At 40.1% G+C, this 21,631-nt stretch carries 19 protein-coding genes and 2 tRNA genes; 5 read left to right on the top strand and 16 right to left on the bottom strand.

Translation table 11 applies throughout. The features are described from left to right. Window positions 1-258 precede the first annotated feature (258 nt). Window positions 259-333: transfer RNA gene (locus JMX93_RS12410), tRNA-Gly, on the top strand. A 205-nt stretch (window positions 334-538) separates the two neighbouring features. Here JMX93_RS12410 and JMX93_RS12405 read toward each other — a convergent pair. The 10 genes from JMX93_RS12405 to JMX93_RS12360 all read right to left on the bottom strand — a co-directional run bounded on the left by JMX93_RS12405 (window position 539) and on the right by JMX93_RS12360 (window position 11,200). Beyond that, window positions 539-2,218: a hypothetical protein gene (locus JMX93_RS12405; protein WP_499204890.1), complete on the bottom strand. Its 1,680-nt coding sequence runs from the start codon at window positions 2,216-2,218 to the stop codon at window positions 539-541. Further along, a complete protein-coding gene (locus JMX93_RS12400; RefSeq protein ID WP_499204889.1) occupies window positions 2,215-3,606 on the bottom strand; it encodes an McrB family protein in 1,392 nt (463 codons plus the stop codon). The genes JMX93_RS12405 and JMX93_RS12400 overlap by 4 nt, the downstream gene beginning before the upstream one ends. 17 nt (window positions 3,607-3,623) lie before the next feature. Continuing rightward, window positions 3,624-4,847 carry a DNA cytosine methyltransferase gene (locus tag JMX93_RS12395; protein ID WP_499204888.1) on the bottom strand — a complete coding sequence of 408 codons (1,224 nt, stop codon included), beginning with the start codon at window positions 4,845-4,847 and terminating at the stop codon, window positions 3,624-3,626. Between the two features lie 2 nt (window positions 4,848-4,849). Beyond that, on the bottom strand, window positions 4,850-5,917 hold the full coding sequence (locus tag JMX93_RS12390) for a DNA cytosine methyltransferase (RefSeq protein ID WP_394125041.1): 1,068 nt from the start codon (window positions 5,915-5,917) through the stop codon (window positions 4,850-4,852). Between the two features lie 195 nt (window positions 5,918-6,112). Further along, window positions 6,113-6,373 (bottom strand): helix-turn-helix transcriptional regulator, encoded by a 261-nt coding sequence (locus tag JMX93_RS12385; protein ID WP_499204887.1) that lies wholly within the window; start codon window positions 6,371-6,373, stop codon window positions 6,113-6,115. Window positions 6,374-6,538: 165 nt separating this feature from the next. Continuing rightward, the gene (locus JMX93_RS12380) at window positions 6,539-7,450 is read right to left on the bottom strand and encodes a recombination directionality factor (protein ID WP_499204886.1); all 912 of its coding nucleotides are present in this window, start codon (window positions 7,448-7,450) and stop codon (window positions 6,539-6,541) included. A 140-nt stretch (window positions 7,451-7,590) separates the two neighbouring features. Beyond that, window positions 7,591-8,703, bottom strand: coding sequence for a YqaJ viral recombinase family nuclease (locus JMX93_RS12375; RefSeq protein ID WP_499204885.1), 1,113 nt, complete (start codon window positions 8,701-8,703; stop codon window positions 7,591-7,593). 115 nt (window positions 8,704-8,818) lie between these two features. Further along, window positions 8,819-9,811 (bottom strand): DUF932 domain-containing protein, encoded by a 993-nt coding sequence (locus JMX93_RS12370; RefSeq protein ID WP_499204884.1) that lies wholly within the window; start codon window positions 9,809-9,811, stop codon window positions 8,819-8,821. A 56-nt stretch (window positions 9,812-9,867) separates the two neighbouring features. Next, window positions 9,868-10,149, bottom strand: coding sequence for a hypothetical protein (locus tag JMX93_RS12365; protein WP_499204883.1), 282 nt, complete (start codon window positions 10,147-10,149; stop codon window positions 9,868-9,870). A gap of 130 nt (window positions 10,150-10,279) precedes the next feature. Next, entirely contained in the window at window positions 10,280-11,200 is a 921-nt protein-coding gene (locus JMX93_RS12360; RefSeq protein ID WP_499204882.1) for a YagK/YfjJ domain-containing protein, read from the bottom strand. A 376-nt stretch (window positions 11,201-11,576) separates the two neighbouring features. Between JMX93_RS12360 and JMX93_RS12355 the strand changes: the two genes are divergently transcribed. Then, the gene (locus JMX93_RS12355) at window positions 11,577-12,539 is read left to right on the top strand and encodes a hypothetical protein (RefSeq protein ID WP_499204881.1); all 963 of its coding nucleotides are present in this window, start codon (window positions 11,577-11,579) and stop codon (window positions 12,537-12,539) included. On the opposite strand, the gene JMX93_RS12350 is transcribed toward JMX93_RS12355, so the two are convergent. Both JMX93_RS12350 and JMX93_RS12345 read right to left on the bottom strand, forming a co-directional pair. Beyond that, entirely contained in the window at window positions 12,536-13,903 is a 1,368-nt protein-coding gene (locus tag JMX93_RS12350) for a tyrosine-type recombinase/integrase (RefSeq protein WP_499204880.1), read from the bottom strand. The two genes, JMX93_RS12355 and JMX93_RS12350, sit on opposite strands and share 4 nt — an antisense overlap. Before the next feature lie 293 nt (window positions 13,904-14,196). Further along, window positions 14,197-14,287: transfer RNA gene (locus JMX93_RS12345), tRNA-Ser, on the bottom strand. 182 nt (window positions 14,288-14,469) lie between these two features. On the opposite strand from JMX93_RS12345, the gene JMX93_RS12340 reads away from it, so the two are divergent. The 3 genes from JMX93_RS12340 to JMX93_RS12330 all read left to right on the top strand — a co-directional run bounded on the left by JMX93_RS12340 (window position 14,470) and on the right by JMX93_RS12330 (window position 16,296). After that, window positions 14,470-15,306 carry a DNA/RNA non-specific endonuclease gene (locus JMX93_RS12340; RefSeq protein WP_499204879.1) on the top strand — a complete coding sequence of 279 codons (837 nt, stop codon included), beginning with the start codon at window positions 14,470-14,472 and terminating at the stop codon, window positions 15,304-15,306. Window positions 15,307-15,393: 87 nt separating this feature from the next. Then, on the top strand, window positions 15,394-15,654 hold the full coding sequence (locus tag JMX93_RS12335; RefSeq protein WP_443510754.1) for a hypothetical protein: 261 nt from the start codon (window positions 15,394-15,396) through the stop codon (window positions 15,652-15,654). A gap of 258 nt (window positions 15,655-15,912) precedes the next feature. Beyond that, window positions 15,913-16,296, top strand: a complete 384-nt coding sequence (locus JMX93_RS12330) for a DUF2147 domain-containing protein (RefSeq protein ID WP_193011444.1) — start codon at window positions 15,913-15,915, stop codon at window positions 16,294-16,296. Between the two features lie 111 nt (window positions 16,297-16,407). Here JMX93_RS12330 and JMX93_RS12325 read toward each other — a convergent pair whose 3' ends face one another. The 4 genes from JMX93_RS12325 to JMX93_RS12310 all read right to left on the bottom strand — a co-directional run bounded on the left by JMX93_RS12325 (window position 16,408) and on the right by JMX93_RS12310 (window position 21,070). Then, window positions 16,408-17,670: an ammonium transporter gene (locus JMX93_RS12325; protein WP_193011443.1), complete on the bottom strand. Its 1,263-nt coding sequence runs from the start codon at window positions 17,668-17,670 to the stop codon at window positions 16,408-16,410. 78 nt (window positions 17,671-17,748) lie between these two features. Then, window positions 17,749-18,087 carry a P-II family nitrogen regulator gene (locus JMX93_RS12320; protein WP_010197981.1) on the bottom strand — a complete coding sequence of 113 codons (339 nt, stop codon included), beginning with the start codon at window positions 18,085-18,087 and terminating at the stop codon, window positions 17,749-17,751. A gap of 454 nt (window positions 18,088-18,541) precedes the next feature. Beyond that, a complete protein-coding gene (locus tag JMX93_RS12315; protein WP_198332619.1) occupies window positions 18,542-19,396 on the bottom strand; it encodes a universal stress protein in 855 nt (284 codons plus the stop codon). Between the two features lie 174 nt (window positions 19,397-19,570). Then, complete coding sequence (locus tag JMX93_RS12310; protein WP_496191745.1) at window positions 19,571-21,070, bottom strand: SulP family inorganic anion transporter; 1,500 nt, start codon at window positions 21,068-21,070, stop codon at window positions 19,571-19,573. Window positions 21,071-21,631 lie beyond the last annotated feature (561 nt).

Below are 21,631 nucleotides of genomic sequence, written 5' to 3'. Positions count from 1 at the left end.
CAAGTATTGGACCTAAAAGAAGCAGTTAGGTTTATACTCCGATTAAGTGTAACTAAATGTTTCTATAGTTCTATTTGATTTCAAGCATATATTATCACTAAAAAAGAATTTTTGGTTCAGCATATTTTATTCATTATCCATTGGATGATATTTGACCTCAAGAACCCATGTAAATTTGCCCTACAGTGCTAATAAAATTTGATAGCAGTTAAAAGGTATTGACATGTGCTGATAAGCTGTTAGAATAGCTTGCTTATTGCGGGAATAGCTCAGTGGTAGAGCATAACCTTGCCAAGGTTGGGGTCGAGAGTTCGAATCTCTTTTCCCGCTCCAAATACTTAAAAAGCCTTACTTAATAGTGAGGCTTTTTTTTGCTTAAAAAACATCAATTACTTAAAGTTTTGAGTTTAAATTAATCTTAAGCTAAGGATTTTATTAACTCTTTTGTACGCTTTAAACTACTAAAATTTTTCCTAATCTCAAGAGGTTAATTCTTTAAGCTTCTGAAAATATATTATAGTTATGATAAGGTCAAGTTTTACTTAAAGAAATATCGTTTGTTTTTATCTTTATCTTCAATAGAAGCTAAAGGCTCGGCAATCAATAAACTATTATCAACACTAATGCACTTGCCATTCAAGCTTTTAAAGTTATTATCAACATAATTTTTAAGCTCTGATTGGGTAGTAAACTTCTCCTCAAATACGAAAAATCCTGACTTTTCGGGGCAATTGAAAAATCTTACAAACTTATCTCGGAATTGCGCCTTAGTTTTATTTCTAAACCTCAGTATGGATAGTTCGTTGCACGAAGTATAAGCCTTAAGAACATATAAAAAGTTCAGTTTATATTCATGAATAAATAGTGTGTCTCTATCGAACAGACGCTCAGGAAAGTGTGCTGAAATTATTGGGTCATCGTTTTTAGCTTCTAACAATGGTTCTTCAAAGATACGATAATCGTCAACATAGCCGTAGATGAAAAAATTCGGACTGATATTATAACCTTCTGTAATCTCATCTCGGTATCTCAAGCCATCAGGTAGCTTAGATGTTTGATTTAAGACATCTATATGAAATTGGATAACGTTTTTGGCATAGGTAAACTGCTTGAATTTTGAGCTTTTTCCAACATTAGTTGTAGATTTATAATACTTTGAGTCACCAATATAAAAGATATTGGAGTCATCTATTAACGATTTATCAGCGTATATGTGGTCTATAATTTTTCCATCTGGGTGGTTTTTTAGGTCTTTAAGCGATAGCCCTTCTTTGTTATGTATGGATGATTCATCTGCAATAATATCGGAAAATAACTTATCAACCATATCTTCAAATATTATATTATAGTTGTCAATTGTTATGAATTCTTTGCTTTTCCTTGATGTTGACCCTAAATCATTCTTGGTAAAATATAGTTCGCATAAGCGAAACATCTTCTTGTAAACATCAGAAAAATAACGGTATTTTATTTTCTTAAGCTTCCTCAAACCATTGATTTTAAGGTTTTCAAAAGCTTCACCTTGTAGAAGGTTATAGCTTTTATCGATAGTAATATTTAGATCGTGCTCTTGATTGAAGTGCTCTAAGATAGAGAAAAAATAGACGAGGAGTTCTTCTTGTGTATTGGCTGTTTTTTTCTTATTTAGAAACTGATGATAAATAGGCTGACCATTGCTATTCATTAACGGTAGTTGCGTACGAATTGTCTTTGACCAATTTGTACGCTTAGCTGTTTTTGAAGATGACTGGATATGCCTATGTAAAATAAGGCTAGTATTTTTTTTATAAAAGTTAACAAAAGTAAGCAATAGGTCTAAATAAGTATACTCTTGCTTGGCTATATTAGAGTTCAATAAAACCTGATCGCTTTTTCCAAGTAAGGTACTATCTTCATGTCTTCGTTGGAACTCTTTGAGGCTATTATAAAAATATATAATCAGCTGTCTAATCCACTGATGCCGAGCATCATGCTTCCATGTATCCCCAGAAGCAAAATTAACTAGCTCTTGCTCACTAATACCAAAAACGGTACTGCTAGCTTCACGCATAAAAACTTTAGGCAACATATAGACTAAAGCTTTTTTCTCTTCAGAATAGTAGTAGCCTACAGATTTTATAGTTCCTTGAGAGCCATTCTGAGTATAAAAACTACTATCGTCTAACAGGGATTCTAAGCACTCTACAGGATAAGTTTCACCTTCAATCAAAACCTTCATGCGTCATCTACTACTTTTACTACTTCAATCTTTAAATTACTGATGATATTTCTGACCTGTAATTCACCATCTATTTCAATAGGAAAAAAGTCTTCATAAGTTATATCTTTCGAAAATATTGACTCACTTCCAAACTCGTCTTTGAAGACGTCGTTCCATAGGTAGAACACCGCTTTATTGATGAATGTTTTTAAACTTATGCTGTCTTCATTAGGCTTGATAAAATAATTACCGATACACTTGTCCATGCCCAAATTAGGATTACTTTTAATCTTAGTATTTACTGCTTTGATAAAGTCTATCCAAAAAAAGTAATCGCCGTTAGCAAAATACACCTTAAATTTTGATGAAGGATTAGTATCACTCTTTTCATAATCTATAGGTATATACTCCCAATCCCAGCGCCGCTTAAAAGCACTGTCCATTGGAAATAAAGATTGGTCAGAGGTATTCATAGTTGCTAGAATGGACAGATTTCTCGGCATTTTTAAACCATTAATAACACCTTCATGGTCGCTCCCAAGAACATCTATTAAGTGATCTTGCATCTCACTTGATGGAGTCACAATATAATTTTGATTTTGGTCTAATAACTGAAAAATATCACCAAATATTTCGGCACAGTTACCTCGATTGATTTCTTCTATTACTAGATAAAAGTCTTCGTCAGGATTCTGCCATGCTTTTACATACATATTAGTAAATATCTGAGGAACGAACTTGTACTTAATATTATCCTCACCACTGTCGTTCTTTGAGCTAACAGGTCTGTAACCACCAACAAATGAAGTGTAGTCATAATCAGGATGAAAGGTCACTGTCTCGATACGCTCTTTAGGTATAGATTTAAGCATTTCTTTTATTGTATAAGATTTACCTGTTCCAGGAGCACCGTAATAGATAGTATTAGAACCTCTATCGAATGAACGGTCTATATTTTTATCTGAAGAAGAATCAAATATTGTTTCTGTAACTGTATTTCGACCACCTCTCATTGGAAAATCATCTATGAGACGACTATATGCACTATCTGCTTCTGCAATACTCAAACAGATATTATTATTTTTTCTATAAAAACATCCTATCTTGTTAGGCGTAATCAAAAGTTCAGTATCTTCTGCCCCAACATGATTAGTTATACTTCCATTTAGATAAATTCTATGTTCGTTTCGTTCAGGATGTGATTTTGCGTATTGAGCGGTAAATACCTCATCAAGATGTGGTAAATACAATTGAATCTCAAGAGGTTCGGTGTCTAGTGATAGAAAATTTTCATCAGGAAAGAATATTTTTCTAGCATCTCCATTTGGGACTAAAATATACTTACCTCGTCCATCTAATCCTAACTCCTGAGAATAGAAACGATGTAACCAAACTAATTGTGACATTTTAAATCCCTATAAGGTTATCCTAAAAGCTTAGATTCTTTAAGAGTAGAGGCTAAGGCCACTGCTATTTTTTCTGCAAAAATTGGTGGCACAGCATTGCCTATCATTTTATATTTATCACCGTTTGACCCTGAAAACTCAAAATCATCTGGAAAGGATTGTAATCTAGCTGCTTCACGTATAGTTATACTTCTCGCTTGATTTGAGTCTGGATGTATATGGCGCAATCCATCTTTATACAAGTGAGCGGGTATAGTATTGCTAGGCAACCCTCGTCTTAGAACATGATATTTGTGTACAGAGGATTTTTTCCCAGTTTTTTCAGTATACAAATCTTGTAATGCTTCTGATGAAGTATATTTATTCGTACCAGTCTCAATATCTTCAGCTAATAGTCTGAAAATACTAACATCTCTAGGGTTGTGATACCTTGGATTGTGATCAGTGATATCCGTATTTATATCGTCTTTACTTAGTTGATGTGACCTTCTTTTTTCAAGCGATTTCAAAGGATAGAGTTTAGGTAAGTTGCTTAGAGCATCTTCTACTGTCGCCACTCTCTTAACTTTTAAATCGTTTAAGTTTAAATAGCATTGCTCTACTACTTTTTCTGGGTTCTCAAAATGTAGCTTGCTAATAGCAACGATAATAACTCGTTTTCTTTTTTGTGGAACGCCAAATTCTGATAAATCAAATAAAGCATCAGCTTTTAAATTAGAAGAAATATAGTAACCTGCTTCATCAAATGCTTCAGTAATCCTTTCAATAATCAATTTACCACCAGGAGCAGAGCTTAAAATGCCTGGCACATTTTCAAATATACAAGCCATGGGCTTGAAATGACTGACCACTTTCAAATAAGACTCAAATAAGAAGTTCCTATAATCATCTTGCATCTTATTGGTATCACGTATTCTTCCGGCTACAGAATAGGCTTGGCAAGGTGGCCCACCTATGACTACATCTACTCGTTTATTATCAACTAAAGAATCTAAACCTACTGAACTACCATAACGTTCATCGTTAAAACCTGTTAATAACTCTTCAGTTCTCTGGATGTCAAAATGTATGACTTTATGTTTGGCATCATTATATTTCCATTCACTCTCAAGCCTATTTCTAAGAGTCAAAACAGGTTTAGACTCCCATTCAACGGCTGCAAGAAGATTAAACTTTCCTGATTTCTTAAAGCCCTCGGTAAGACCACCACACCCAGCAAACAGGTCAATTGTATTTAACATTTTTAAGAATTACTCGCATCTAGTTCTAATATTTTTTTGCCTAATACATATCCCAACATAGGAGGGACCGCATTACCAATTTGCTTATATTGTTGCGTTTTAGGCCCTACAAAATGGAATCTATCAGGAAAAGACTGTAATCTTGCATTTTCTCTAGCAGTAGGAACTCTATGCCAACGATAATGGAAGTGGTTTCTATGACCAGTATCTATTGTTTTAGAGGGCTTTTGACTATGGTACCTAGTCCAGGCTTCATTGAATTTTCTAGAAGTTCCTACACCTTCAGGTAAGTCTTTATGATTACCACCTTCGGGAACTTGCTTAATAACAGACACTACCAAATCTGTGTGGCTTGTACCTACATGGTTATATAGCCGGTCAGCGCCATCACGCATTATTTTTTGGTATTCACTTGAAGGTTCACAAGAATAATCTGTTATCTCTCTACCTAGGTCATCTTTAAGACTTGGTAAGTCTGATATAGCCTGCTCACAAGTCACATAGTTACTTTTATCATGTGTTGCTGACGGGAACTCAAATACATCTTCTCCTAGTACTCCTACAAAGAACATTCTCTTCCTTATTTGAGGGATACCATAGTCAGGTGCATAGAGCAGTTTTTCAGAACACGTATAGCCTAACTTATCAAATTCTTCTAAGATCGCTTTTCTAGCTTTACCTTGATATAGGGTAGCTATGCCAGGTACATTTTCGATAATAATGTATTTAGGTTTAACGATTGCTGCAAGCTTGAAAACAGAATAGAACAGCGTGTTCCTTTTATCATTTTCGTTTCTAGTACCTGTTAGCGAAAATCCTTGACACGGTGGTCCGGCAACAATTAAGTCAATATTTTTTTTGCCAACTTCTTTAACAATACGTTGAATGCTTTCTTCAGATGATAAATCTAGTTTTATCGCTTGTGCATGAGGATGATTATGTGCAAATGTATCTAAAGCAGGTTGATCGTAATCAATACCTAGTATGCACTCGAATCCGGCTTGTTCGAATCCATGAGATAGGCCACCACAACCAGAAAACAGGTCAATCATATATTTTTTACTATTCATAATGTACATCTATATAAGCAGGGTTGAGTAGAGGAGCTAGAGGTTTGAAAAGATAGTATCTATTCAGAGTATTATACTGAGTATGCGCTTGATTACTAGGCTAGATAAAATTTAAGCGACATCTACGGTCGCCTCGACTTTTAGATATGAGAAAGGCGAATCACTCTAAATGATTCGCCTTTCTCATATCCTTATCTAGTGAATCCTAGCTGCCATCCTGCACTCTAACCATTCTGCAATCTCACTCTCTACCCATGCTACACGACCTTTTGATAGCTTGACCTGTATAGGAAAGGTAGAATCATAGCGGTTTGATTTTTTGTCTAGCATATCGTAAATAGTTGTACTGCTAAGCCCTGTATAATGTACGACTTGCTTTAGTGGTAGCATGCGAGGTATTTGTGGCATGCTTGGTATTGAAGTGTTGTTCTGAGTACTTGTATTCAAATTTTCCATGACTAGCTCCTTATGAGTGAATGAGAGCATTTCCTCTCATACAGTTACGGAGTCCCATATTTTTTTACGGCGTCCTATACAGGCCGCGCGCACTCCTTATCAATCACATAAAAAAGGAGCTGAATAATCAGCTCCTTTTTTATGCCGTATATCCTTACCACTGCTTTAACTTATAGCTGTCACACTCTCCCTTAGACTTCTTTCAATATTACCGACATTGTAGGGAGCAATACCATTTTGAGACCCTCCTTGATGATGACTATTAGCCTCATCCGTCTCTACTGGATAAAATTCTTCAGCTCCCTCAGTCATCTCATCGATATCGACCTCAAAGCAAGAGTTGACGTAGCCTTGTTTAGCAGCTATCTCTAGCGCTGCTTGGTCAAAACCGTGTTCACTTAACTCTGCATCAATGGCCCCAGCATCTTGTACCGCCTGTTTAAGCGTCACATCATCACTTAGCGTCAAATCCACAAAGTAAATCGGTGTGCGATAGCTTTGCGTGGTGCTTTTGCCACGTAGCGTTAATTGGAGTGGTAGACAGGACAGCTTATTGCCTGATACCGCTGCGAAGTAGCTCAGGCGTGCTGCCAGTGTGCGAATGCTATTGAAACCCGTGGTACGAAAGATAAACGTGCCAAGCTCATCGTCTTCACTCAGATTAACGTAAAGCCTGCCATATGGCTTACAAGCACCGCCTTGCGCTAGTGGGCAGCGATCAGGTGATGGGCATGGCAGCTGCTCAACACCGTTGCTCGTTCGACGTTGGCAATGTTCACCATCACCTACGCAAAGTGGGCGTCCAGTCTGCCTATCAAATAGCGTGTATTCAGCTCGCAAATTCAGTTCAGGGTCGTTGAACAGCATGCGCACTGGTATTTTTCTAAGCTTACCGTCATTATTCTTACGCAACTTTTCATCAAGTGGATGATTAATCCAGCCATCCTTGTTTTGAACTTGGCTAGTGATAGTGAATTGGTCATCTTTAGCCGGTAGACGCTTACCGTCTTTGTGAACGACTTTACCGATGCTAATGCGACCGAGTACTGGCGGGGTTATCGTGAGACCTTTAATCATGGTTATATTCCTTGTGTGTTTAATAAGATGTGTTTAGCCATAAAAAAGCCCACCTGTGATAGGTGGGCGGTTATGTGCTTGCTTTGATTAATTAGCTTTGACTGGTTGTTTATTGTGTTGATGATTGAGTGATATTTAGCTTAGTCACTAAGTACAACGAAGCGACGACTGCCTTGCTTTGTTTTACTGAATTTGGCTAATAGCTCAGGATGCGCTTTGATAATGGCTTTACTGTCTAAACCAATACTGTCTTTAGACCGTTTCCATGAGATAGCACCTTTATCGAACACAGCTACTTCGTTATCAGCTATCAATGTTTGTAGCTGATGCTTAATCTGGTCATGACGTTGCTCTAGCGCTTCAATAGACGTGCGATGATTAAGCAGCTTAGCGAACAAGCTATTAGCGCGGTCATCTTCTCGCAAATCAATTTTGCTTGAGGGTTTGGGCTTTGGGTAAAGCAGCTTTAATGCACGGGCTGCTGACTCGCTATGGTCAGGGGGTGGCGGTGTGTCCGTCTCTACGTAGTGCCAGAATAAACGCTCATGACGGGTAATGGATTCAATCAAGTGCTCATCGCGCTCAACCTTGTATATCTTGGCTTCGTGTCCGCAAAGCAGCACGCAGATATGTGCAGCTTGTTTACCAGTCACTGCCAGTTGATGCTGTACTTGGCACGTCACATACAAAGGCACACCATGCTTCCACAGCTTCGCGCCATGTTCACCAGCGGTTTTACATTCTAAAATCTGTACCTCATCATTACCTGTAATGGCATAGTCTAGATTCGCTAGCATAAAGTGATTGTCAGGGGCAGCATGTTGCAAGACGGCATTCACACGGCGTACTTTATTGCCTGTATGCTCTTGATAGTATTTAGCGACCATTGGTTCAAGCGTATTACCCCAATACAGTGGTGAGTAACCCTCAATACTCTCATCAATGTTTGAGGTCATGCGTCCCGTCTTAATCATCCATAGCTCAAGCATAGACAAGTACGGGTGGATACCGCAGGCAGCGGCTGCATCAGAGCTACCAATGCCTTGCTTGCGAATGGCTAACCAGTCCTCACGGCTCAAGTCTTTGGTACTGACAAGGCGCTTAGCGGTGGTTGATTGAGTCGATGGCACCAAAGGCGTTGAGTGCCCAATGTTGGCTTTCGTTCTTGAAGGTAGGCGCGTTGTTTTAGCTTTGACAGTTGAACGCTTTTCGCGTTTTGGCTGAGTGGTTGTGTTTAATGCGATGGTTTCCATAGTACATTCCTTATAAATGGCTTCATGAATTAATGTGACTGGTTAAATAATGGACATAAAAAAACCACGCGCTAAGGCGTGGTTGATTGTGTTGTCAGACGTTCAACATCCCTGATTAAGCAAGCATCAGTAGCGATTCCTCTAAGCCCTTTTGCTTAAGCTTAGCTCCAGCACCAAACCATGCTGAGTTAAGACGATTATCGGTACTCATCGCTCGACGTTCATGGTCAACGTATTCTGTGATACTACATAGCAGTCCATAAGCCGTGTCACGGGCGGCATCTAAATCAGCACCGCGCCCTTGACCATTAAACATCTGCATCACCTTATTCATCGCTTTGGCATTAGGAACAGCATCCTTTTGCTTTTTAGCGCTATTAAACAAGATAAGGTTATTGTCTTGGTCATTGAACACACGGCTGAGATAATTAGCCGCATCCGCTTGAGTGACACGGCGCTCCGATAACTGCTTCATCTCATAAACGTGCTCCTCCCACTGCTTCACCGATACGCCTAATTGCTGCTTGACGCTATCAGCATCAAAGGAGGTACTATGCGGAACTTTGACTACACCACCACTTCCGTTGGCTAAGCTAACAGCAAGCGTGTTATTACAGACCACACGAATATTAGTGAACTGTGCTGTAGTCGCAAGCGTCCCATCACAAGCCGTTGCCAGTAACAGATAGCCATTACTAACATCTTTACCCTTAAGCGTTGCTGACTGTCCTGTACGAGCCAATGCCCATAACTTTCTACCGCCCTTTAGTACACCAGCAGTCTCTAGCTCAAAGTCAGACTGTTCAGTGAGATCGCGGTAGAACTCTAGAATCTCATGCGGTTGTACTTCTTGATAGCGTTGACTCACCACTGATAACGGCTCTAGGTTGTCACTGCGATAGAGCACCTTGTTCTCAGCAAAGGGCATGATGAGGTTATGACCTTTGTCATTGCTTGACATGTAACTGACATCCGATGACTCAATACGCCAATCAAGACCTGCCTCGCGTGCCCAAACCTCTAACGGCTGCTTAGGTGATAGCTCATTGCCAAGACCATGCCAAGGGGTTTCGCCTACGTACGCCATACTTTCGATTAAATGTGCCATGATAATATTCCTTTTTATTGATAATTAAATGAAGTAAGTGAAGTGGGTTAACTGGATTAATCAAAGGTGGTGAAGACATGTGTGCAGTCATCACAGCGATATTGCTGATTGACTAGCATCGGTAGCGCCTGATGAGACTGAGTCATCTCTATAAGCGCTGCGACTGTTGTACCTGCAACCACGCCTATAGCAGGATGAACCTTAAGTGTCTTGCACAGACTAACGCCAAGGCTGACGAGAACAGCAGGGGATAACAGTTGGTCGATTAAGTTGATACTGGTGCCATCAGTCATCTCATAGACCGCAGTTGACTGACAACATGGACAGATGGTTTTCATAAGCACTCCTTTTATTTTGGGCATAAAAAAGACCTGCACGAGGCAGACCTTTATTGATTAAATGTTAATTGGATTAGGCACTTTACTAACTACTAATGCGCTATCTCATTAAAATAGTATATATCTGAGATTATTTTGTTCTTGGTCGTAGTCCGCGACGCTTTGAGGTGCGGTATTGACCTTTACCAAAGGTACGCATCTCTGGTAACCAAGCTTTCAAGTGTTGATCGGCTTTATTAGGCTTGACTAAATACAGCGCGGTACGGCGTGCGTTTGCTATTTCGAGATTATTATCACGATGAATCATACCGATGCCTAGTCTGTCATATTGCTCATAGCGTCGCTTATTCTCAGATTCATGGTAGTTGTAGTAAGCGCCATATCCCTGAGTGATTTGAACCCATTTCTTACCAACTTCCTTAGCGATATGCCAATCGTTTTGTCTTTTAGCCCCGTCGTATATCAGCAATAAATGACAATGCAGACCACCGTTTACCTCACCTTGTTCCAGTGCCCATGCATAGCCTTGTAGATGCTTAAAGCAAGTCTTTTTATTCGCTAGCAGCTGACATAGCTTGTTTATGTGTTCATTAAAGTCGCCAACGGTTATTAGATGAGAGTGGGCTTGAGCATATTTCAAATCCACACGAATAAATAGTAGCCGCGCGTAGTGGCAAGTTAAGTCAGTGATGTACTTACTCAGAGCTATTTCATTTTGTCTTTCTTGATAAATCCAAGCATGCCTCTCATGGTCAATTTCACCTTCATAGTATTTTAATATCTCGGACAGTCGATTGACGCTGTCATGATTCCAAATGACTTCGTCAGGATATTGGTCACCAACAATAAGCTGTGTACTACGTAAGAAAATAACGACTGGCTTTGAATAGACAAGCTCATCGCTAGCCTCATAGTGATACATAGACGCTGCGTACAAGTCGTTCAACTCATCCATTATCGAGTCCAAACCCAAATCAGAATAGATAATATTGAGTACTAATAGATGAACTTTGGTTGTTACTTCTGTCTGGCTATAGTTGGCAGATATCATGGTGTTACTCCTATGTGGTTTGTCTTACACATAGTAGAGCCCTGACATGTTTTTTTATTTTTTGAGATGGTGATTTGATTAGATTATGAATAACGTAATGACGCTGCTATAGGTAACAATAATTGATAATAATATAAATAACCTATTAAGAGCATCAATCATTTTTGCGTAGATGCTTAAAAAAATATACTAGTATTAGCGTAATTTATTAGGATTATCAGCAGGATTTTTGTGGATGGAGTTAACTGTCATTAATTAAGTCTTACAGGACTTTGCGAGGAAAACATTGCCTTTTATAAAAAAATTATATATCTTACTCAGTATTCCTACAGTAATATCACGCGTGATATTGAAATAATTGAAAACGGAGTATGTTATGAAAGATTTAAAGGACAATGATAATCAAGGTTTTATCCAAAAAGTAGAGAATTTGAGTGATAGAGAATTACTCAATTTCATGAGAGTCTATACAGAAGAGAGTGACTATAAATTAGATATACACAAGACTGACAAGCCTACGTTTATTAAAAAAATAACTAATAATAACGATATTGAGCAAGCTACTAATCTGCTAGATTACACACTTAATAAATATATGGTTAATGAGAATCATTTTCATTGGCTGCATAAGAATTTAAGAGCCCAAATATTCACCTTGATTTATATAAGAAATTATCATAGCTTTAAATTAAAATTAGTAAACAAAAGTTATGAAAATGAAGGGCGGGGTTATTTGTTCCCAATCCAGTTTAATCATGCTAATGTCGATTGCAATGGCGAAATCATCGATGAAGTTTATGAAGTCCTTGACAAAAATTACATAACAGAAAGTCCCATAACAAAATCTAATAAAGAGGAGTTGATGGAAGGAGTTAGGGCTTTATGGTCAGTAATAAATCAAGATTGTGATTATACAGAATGGGTAAATGAATCTTATGAGGATAAGGTTAGTTGGTTAGAAAGATACTTAAAACGCAAAGGATATTATATTGATACTATCAAAGCTACTAGCACGCTCGAGCAGCGCAAAGCCCTATGTTTAGCTTCACTAGATTTAATGGAATTTAAATCAATAGTTAAAAGCTCTCACGATTATAGTAAATCGAGAGAGAAGGCTGATTTTATAGATCGCATGAATAGGTCTTGGAATCAAAAAGTGTATCGTAATTCTGGTCGAGAAAGAAAGAAGTATCATGTACCACTTACCAAAGAGACTAAACGGAGACTTGACGAGTTGGCAAAAGCTCAAGATATAAAACAAGCAGAAGTACTTGAGACTCTCATAAACAACTCTTATAAGAGTAAATGCTTAGATTACAATGGCAATGATAAGTACTAATTATTATTTAAATAATTTTTTAGTTTGTCTAATGGAATATTTTTATGCAATATCATATCAATGAGTTCTTGCATGTTATTGTCAGTATTATTTACTAGTACTGCATTGGCGACTTGCTCTCTTGACTGCTCAATCTCCTGACGAGCGGCCTGAAAGTCTACCACTTCACCTTTCTCTCTAAGCAGGTCTAAAAAGTCAGCCCATACTTGCATGATTTTGCGCCGCTCCTCTAAGTGTTGCGCGTGGTTATAAACTGCGCGAATGCTGCTTTTTTTATCATGTGCCATTTGCTTTTCGATGGCGTCGCCCATATAGCCAAGCTCGTTTAAGTTAGTGGATGCGATGTGACGGAATCCGTGCCCAGTTTGCTTGCCAGCGTAGCCAAGGATGTCTAACGCATTATTAATGAATTCTTCACTATAAGGCTGGTGCATACCAGTGTGATAGAAAACGTATTCGTATTGACCTGTGATGGGTCTCATCTCTTCTAACACTGCTAGCATTTGGTCTGACAAAGGAACAACATGCTTACGTGCAATCTTAAGGTTATCAATATCGACACGCCATAGACGGTTAGGGAAGTCGATATGCTCCCACTTCATCATACGTAGCTCGATAGTACGACAGAATGAGTAAGCTAAAAATTTCATGCCTAATCGAGTTTGGTCATGACCATGATAGCTTTCAATATCTTGTAATAGTTTAGGTAGCTCACTAAGCTCAACGTGTTTCATGTGCTTGGTCTTCGCTTTCGGATATAGCTCTTTTAACCCTTCTGTATGATTTACCTTAATGAGGCGTTCTCTCTTAGCTCTTCTAAGAATATTGCCAACGAGATCAATAGTACGTCTGGTGACTTCTCGTGGCGGTGTTCCTTTTTTAGCCCTACTTTCAATGTTATCTGCCATCGATTTACAATCTTCAAATGTCATATCTTTCAAGGCTATGTCTTTAAAGCTTGGTAGCACGTCTTTGTGCATGCGATTATAGTCTTGCTGATAGGTGCGAGGTTTCACGTTGCGCTCACGCTCCTCTAGCCATTCAAGCGCATAATCATTGAACATCTTAGCTTGCTCGTTCACAAGCCTGTCTTGACGCTTTTTATTTTTTGGATTGATGCCATTGGCTACCAAAGCCTTGATATCAGAGTTAGCTACTCTCGCTTCTGCTAAACCCATCTGTGGGTATGTACCTAAAGTAGTTTTCTGCTGCTTACCATCGAAGCGATAAGCACTTACCCACGTTCGCGTGCCTGAGCTACGCACCAGTAATTGTAAACCTTGTTGGTCGCTATATTTGTCTGGACGAGCAGGGGTGCATTTATCAGTGGGTTTGAGCTTACGAATCTTACTATCACTTAACATGTTGGTCTATTCCCTATACCTACGAGCTATATGTTTAAAGCGTTAAGACGATTATGTTGGTCTAAGGCATATAATTCTAGATAGAATGTTGGTCTAATTTAGGTGTATATAAATAATAGACCAACGAATAGACCAACACAAGTCACGGGATAGGTGGGTTATGTTAGGATAGCTTGGGAAAACAGTAGACATAAAAAAAACGCTAGACGCGTTATTTATAAAGGGCTTAAAGGGTGTTTGGGATAGGGTGGGACAAGATAGGAAAACTAGGGGGATATTAAAAATGATAAGATTGGCGGTGAAGGAGGGATTCGAACCCTCGATACGCGATTAACGTATACACACTTTCCAGGCGTGCGGTTTCAGCCACTCACCCACTTCACCGTTTTTAGACGGCTTAGTATAGCGGATACTGTCTAGAATGTCACGACTTGCACCTTATCTTTCTTTATTTACAAACGCCTGCTACGATAGCGTATACGTAATAACAAGCATAGATGGTTGAAAGTTGAATGATAAGTTTCGGTAGCCTAAAAGCCAGTTTTAAAAATAGTATTATAATAACCGTGATAGCGGTAGTAAGCATAACTTCAGCGCATGCTGATGACTTTGCCCAGTGTAGTGAGTCTTTTTATGGCGGTGTCTATCCTGAGTTTATCAATACCAAGTTAAGCAACAAAACCCAAGCACTATGCATGGATGGGTTTGCCGTTATGTATTCTGGCGTGTCGCGTACACCGCTTTGGTCGGCAGAATATTTGAATCGCAAGCGTTTACAACAAGCCAAAGAAATCGATCGTGAAGACAGCTTTCATGAAGAAAGTAGGCTACCAAAATCCGTACGCGCCTCATTGTCTGATTATTCAGGTTCTGGCTATGATCGCGGGCATTTAGCGCCCAATGCCAATATGGCGAATCGCAGTCAACAATATGATAGCTTTAGTCTCGCCAATATCGCCCCGCAGTCACCGCGTAATAATCGCTATATCTGGCGAAATATTGAATCAGCCACTCGTTATTTAACCCAGCAATATGGAGAAGTTTATAGCATTACAGGAGTAGCATTCACTGGCAAAAAAACCAAGCAACTGGCGAATCGTGTGTTAGTTCCCAGTCATTTCTTTAAAGCCGTTTACATCCCAGCGATTAATCAAGCAGGGGTCTATTACGCACCAAATGATGAATCGGAACGTATAGAGGTTATTAGTGTTGATGAGCTCTCGACCAAAATTGGTATCGATGTGCTGCCCATATTGGATGCCAAAATCAAAACACAGGCATTTGATCTGCCATTAAAGGCAGGTGACAGCTCCGAATTGCCCGATGAGCCAACAGAAGAGCCGACTTGGATGCTGTTTGTTTGGGCGATTCTTGAGTGGTTAATTGCCCAATTGCAAGCATGATGCTTCTGTGACACGAGTCTATATGTGAGAGAAGGCGCAAAACATCTCAAAATCACGTAAGATATTCTTAATAGAAAGGAGAATCAAATGATTGACCCATTTGCCAATGACCACCAAAGCATGCAAATTGGTGAACTGGTCATCGAAAACCAAACAGATAAAATTATTATATATGGCGATATTGATTTGACTCTGGATGCCACTGGATATGAGCAAGCACAACAATTACATGAACTAACCAGCAAGATTATTCAGGCATTCGAAAATAATGGTGAATATAATAATCAGCATAAGTCAAAAGAAAAAGATGACCAGCTGGATAAAAATATTGATAATCCTTTCTTGTAACTGTTTGATAAAGTTAAACTTTTATAGAAATAATAAACTATAAAAAATTACTAGGCAAAAGCTTAAAATTGCTTATAATGAGTCAAGACATCGCTTATGTCGCATAAAATTTTGATGAGCAGCTTGTTTTTACTTATGCCAACCACTACCAACGGGTAGAAAACGGTATAGCTGTTAATAAAAATTTTAGCGAAGGATAAGCCTAGGGGATCAGAAACATAACGTTTCGAGTAATCATTGTATGAAGGGAGTCAGTCTATGAAATTATTTACAAAAACCACTTTAGCTGTTGCAGGTATCAGTTTAGCAAGTATGGCATTCGCCGCTGATCCTTTGGCCAATACAACGTGGCAGACATTTGATGAAGGTAAGCCAAAAGGTACCGTAAAGATTACTGAGTCAAACGGGGTGCTAACAGGTACACTTGTTGCGGCTAATACTGCGAAAGGCAAACAGTACGTTGGTACGACGGTCATCAAGGGTTTGAAATCTGATGGCAACGGTAAATATAGTGGTGGTACGATTACTGATCCAGCAAAAGGTAAAGACTATCGTATGACAGCAAACTTGAATGGCAACACCTTAAATATAAAAGGTTATATCGGTCCATTCTCACGCAGTCAAACATGGAAAAAGAAATAAGCCCATCGTTTATTTTTAGTATTACATCGCATATTTATCAATAAAAATCCCGCATTACCGAAAGGTGTTGCGGGATTTTTAGTACACATATTTCAATACTGGCTGAAGAACTTATCTCACAAACTCTGGATATGCTTCCATGCCGCACTCTGCTATATCTGCACCTTCATACTCATCTTCTTCAGAGATGCGCAGACCCATCACGAACTTGATAATTGCCCAAGTGATTAAGCTGGCGATGAATACCCAAGTGAAAATAGTGGCTGCACCAGCAATCTGGCCTACGAACGATGCTGCTGGATTGGTAATTGGTACGATAAGTAGACCGAACAGACCAACCACACCATGAACTGAGATAGCACCCACTGGATCATCTATTTTTATTTTATCCAATGCTAAGATAGATAGTACAACGATAACGCCAGCGACTAAACCAAACAGTGTTGCTTGTAATGCTGATGGAGTAGATGGTTCTGCCGTGATGGCGACTAGCCCTGCGAGTGCACCATTTAAGAGCATGGTTAAGTCAGCTTTGCCAAAGATTATGCGTGCTATTATTAAAGCACCAATTGCACCGCCTGCCGCTGCTGCATTGGTATTCAAAAACACCATAGCAACCGAGTTGGCACTGGCGATATCACCAAGTTTCAGCACCGAACCGCCATTAAAACCGAACCAGCCCATCCAGAGAATAAGTGTTCCAAGCGCTGCCAGTGGTAAGTTAGCACCTGGAATGGCGCGTATTTCACCATTAGGGCCATACTTGCCTCTACGTGCTCCTAATAGTAATACCCCTGCCAAGGCCGCTGCAGCACCCGCCATATGGACGATACCAGAACCTGCAAAATCAGAAAAACCCATGTCGCCTAAATTGAACATACCAAATACATCATTGCCACCCCACGTCCAGCTACCTTCTAATGGATAAATGACACCTGTCATCACCACAGCAAATAATAAGAACGACCACAGTTTCATGCGCTCAGCCACCGCACCTGAAACGATCGACATACAGGTTGCAACAAACACTACTTGGAAGAAAAAATCAGAGGCAGCGGAGTAAACAGAGTCGCCGTCAAAGCCGTTTTCAGCCGAGGCTGCTAGGGCATCTGCTACCAGCGTTTCATTACCCGCAATACCGCTCAAGAATAGGTTGCCACCATACATAATGGCATAGCCGCATATCATGTACATGGTACAAGCTGTGGCAAAAAGCGCGATATTTTTGGTTAAAATCTCAACGGTGTTTTTTGAGCGGACGAGCCCAGCTTCTAACATAGTGAAGCCTGCTGCCATCCACATGACGAGCGCCCCGCACATTAAAAAGTAAAACGTATCAAGTGCATACTGGAGCTCGAAGATTTGATTTTGCATGTTAATTCCCCCTTGAATTGATGCAATACAGCTATCGGTATGATCTATAAATCTGTGTCTATAGGTTGGCCTTGCGCGTTAGATAGCGTCAGGGCCTGTCTCGCCCGTACGAATACGAATGACTTGCTCGAGTGCAGTGACGAAGATTTTTCCATCACCAATCTTGCCCGTGCTAGCGATGCGAGTGATGGCTTCGATAGCAGGTTCGACCATCTCATCAATAACAGCCACTTCGACTTTTACTTTAGGTAAGAAGTCCACCACGTATTCTGCGCCGCGATAGAGTTCTGTGTGACCTTTTTGGCGACCGAAACCTTTGACTTCAGTAACAGTGACACCTTTAACACCGATGTCAGAAAGCGCTTCACGTACATCATCGAGCTTAAACGGTTTTAAGATCGCAGTGATTAGCTTCATAAAATATTCCTTATTTGTGTGATGCCGCAGGTTGATAGAAGCATTGTGGTGCATTGTATCGCTGCCATGCTTACTATTAGTCATTCAAGAACTGTGCCAATTTACTCAAGGGGGATAGGTAAGATTGGATTTATTTGCTCAAAAACAGCTCTAGTAATGGCAAAAATACTGGCTATGCTGCAATGGTACAAACCATCGTTATGAGCATAGAGAATGCGAATTAACCTTTAGCGTTGAACTGACGAAAACTTTATTATAACCAACTTTTTAGGTGCTTGGGGAGACCATCCAACTATTTCCTGTGATGATTTGCTAACCTAGTTTGGGATATTAAATGAATCATTTGATGAGAAAGTATGGAATACCGTGTGATACGGTAAGCGGCAGAGCTTAATATTGATTTATATGCTCTGCGCTCAAAGAGAGAAGGGTGACCGTGTAGACCGTCTAAGACCTATACCTTTGGGAAGAGTAGGTAGGGGGTTTTGGTGCTACCGAGCAGCTTTTTCGTGTCGCTACCTTTTAGAAGTTCACGCAGACGAGATTGGCCAAAGGCACCAGTCATCAGCATACCGATATCATTTTCATTTTGATAATAGTTCAAAGCCGCAGAGACATCGCGACAGTCCAACAACGCTTTTTTAGACTTGATGCCTGCTTGTTTAAGCCGCGCATAAGCCTCACGTAGCGCATCGCAGTTTTCAGAGTTTTCTTTACCGACCATAACGATATGAACGGTTAATGCGCGCACCAATGAGGTTTTGCAGAGCCAATTGAGCAATTTATGAGACGTTGAACTGTTGTCAAAAGCAAATAACGCGGTCGTAGGGGGCAAAAATGGTGCATGAGTCACCAAAATGGGGCAGTGACTGACTCTAATCAATTGGCTCAATGTCGATTTGCAGGTGACATTGTGACCGATAACGATCAATTGTGCTTTGTCATCGACGTAATCGATACTTTCATTAAGGTTTTCATGGCGATGTAGAGTATAGGTTTTTAGCTTTTGTCGCTGCTGTTCGCAGTAGGTGGTGGCTTGATGGAGCAAAAGTTTGCCTTGGGCTTTTAGCTCACAATTACTCAAGTGCTCCTTGGTGGTGAATTGCTCAAGCAGCATATTTTCATCATCGATATTGAGACAGCCTGAATAGTTCACCGCCGCTTTTTGCTGCAAGCTCGGTACAGAATGTAACAATCCGATAGGTGCTTGTAGACGAGTCGCTGCCCACATGCTGGCTTCTAAGACTGCTTGCACGTGGTCTGGGCAGTCCAAGCACGCAATCACACTATCTGGTTTTAAATTACTCATAAGACCACCACATTATTCCAATATTAAAAAGACAGAATAAAAAGACAGCTGCTTGGCTCAAGGATGGGACGACAATGCTCGCACCCAATCCTTTATACCAATGCAGCTGTTTATTCAACTGTCTATTTATGAGCGGTTAATCAATATCAGCTCGATAAATAGACGTGGCTTTGTTTAATCCAATAAGCCAATATCTCGGCGATCGTGGACAGAGAAGCGATCAATCAGGGTTCGGCTCGCATTATTGAGTCCCACCACTTTGACATCAATGCCTTCACGTTGCAAGCGCATGACCAGCTTGTCCAAGGTGTCTACGGCACTAACATCCCAAAAATGCGCTTGGCTGACATCAATTTGAATACTGTCCAAAGCTTCTTTGGTATCGAAGCTATTTAAGAACTGGGTCGTAGAAGCAAAGAATACTTGTCCTTGCACATAATAATAACGGCTATTAGTACTCTCATCATATTCACTAAATACCGTTAAGAATTGACCAATTTTATTGGCAAATGCCAGCGCCGATAGCAGCACGCCCACGCCTACACCATAAGCTAGGTTGTGCGTAAATACTGTGGTCAAAACAGTCGCTAGCATGACAATGTTAAATGACATCGGATGCGTTTTAAATTCGCGAATAGACTGCCAGTTAAAAGTACCAATGGAGACCATAATCATCACAGCAACCAGTGCTGCCATTGGAATTTGGCTCACCCATTCACTCAAGAAAACCACCATAATGAGCAGTACCACACCTGCCATCAAAGTAGACAGCCGCGTACGTCCGCCAGATTTGACGTTGATCATAGACTGACCAATCATGGCACAGCCTGCCATGCCACCAAAGAAACCTGATACGACGTTGGCAATCCCTTGACCACGACATTCGCGGTTTTTATCGCTTGGCGTATCGGTTAATTCATCAACGATAGTGGCCGTCATCATCGACTCTAATAAACCAACGATGGCAAGCGCGATAGAATAAGGCGCGATGATCAATAAAGTATTTAGGTTCAATGGAATGTCAGGTAATAAGAACATCGGTAATGAATCAGGCAAATCGCCCATGCTACCAACATTACGAATATCGAGATTCATATACATGGCGACAGCGGTCAAACCAACGATACAAATTAGCGGTGACGGAATCACGCGACCGATTTTAGGAATCAGCGGAAACAAGTAGATAATTGCTAAGCCCGCCGCCGTCATGATATAAACAGTCATGCCGACGCGCTCTGTCATCGGGTTAAGCTCAGGCAGCTGGGCGGCAAAGATCAATATCGCGAGCGCATTGACGAAGCCAATGACCACGGAGCGCGACACAAAGCGCATCAAATTGCCGAGCTTTAAGATACCCATCACAACCTGAATCCCGCCGCACAACAAGGTGGCCGCCAACAAATACTGCAAACCATGCTCGGCGACTAAGTCGACCATCACCAGTGCCATCGCTCCAGTTGCTGCCGAAATCATGCCTGGACGACCACCGACGAAACTGATCACAACCGCGATACAAAATGAGGCGTACAAGCCGACTTTTGGGTCAACACCTGCGATAATAGAAAAGGCAATGGCTTCAGGAATCAGAGCTAAGGCCACGACCAAACCAGATAAAACGTCGCCGCGCACATTGGAAAACCACTCGTCACGTAAGTTATCAATAAAAGATGTCATAAGTAAACTGCATAGGGTTAGAGGCAAAAAAAGTAATCATTACTCATTCATAAAATGATCGCGTCGCTATAAAAATAGCTATTCATCTTTCTTTTACGACAACATGCACTGGGTCATGTTGCGGTATTGAATTATTAAAGGTCAGTAATAATTAGGTCTACTGATTTACTGACTGGTATCACTAATACGCTCACCAATAATTGATACGATGATAAATTCAGTGAGATTACTTAAAAAAATAGTTAAAACAAGGTGCTTAAAGCAGGCCATTTATAAGAGCACCTACAATAACGAATAGAGTCAGCAATGATATGCTGCGGTAGAGGGTAATAAATAATCTATCAAATAAAAATAGCCGCTCGACATGGCCAGTCTATGATATTAACTTTGCCAAACAGAAGTGACAATAGCGTGCTAACTGTGACAACATGCTAAACTAAAATCCTTGAGTAAATACCCAGTCACTTACAGATTAGGGCAACTATTATAGCATTAGCCACTTAATATAAAAACAGGCGCATAATAGCACACAGTCATAAAAAACCAGTACCGAAATCTGAA

This window comes from Psychrobacter muriicola 2pS, assembly GCF_904846535.1.
In the GTDB taxonomy this organism is placed as follows: domain Bacteria; phylum Pseudomonadota; class Gammaproteobacteria; order Pseudomonadales; family Moraxellaceae; genus Psychrobacter; species Psychrobacter aquimaris.
The sequence above is the reverse complement of the archived record's forward strand: the minus strand, read 5'-3'. Positions and strand labels throughout refer to the sequence as shown.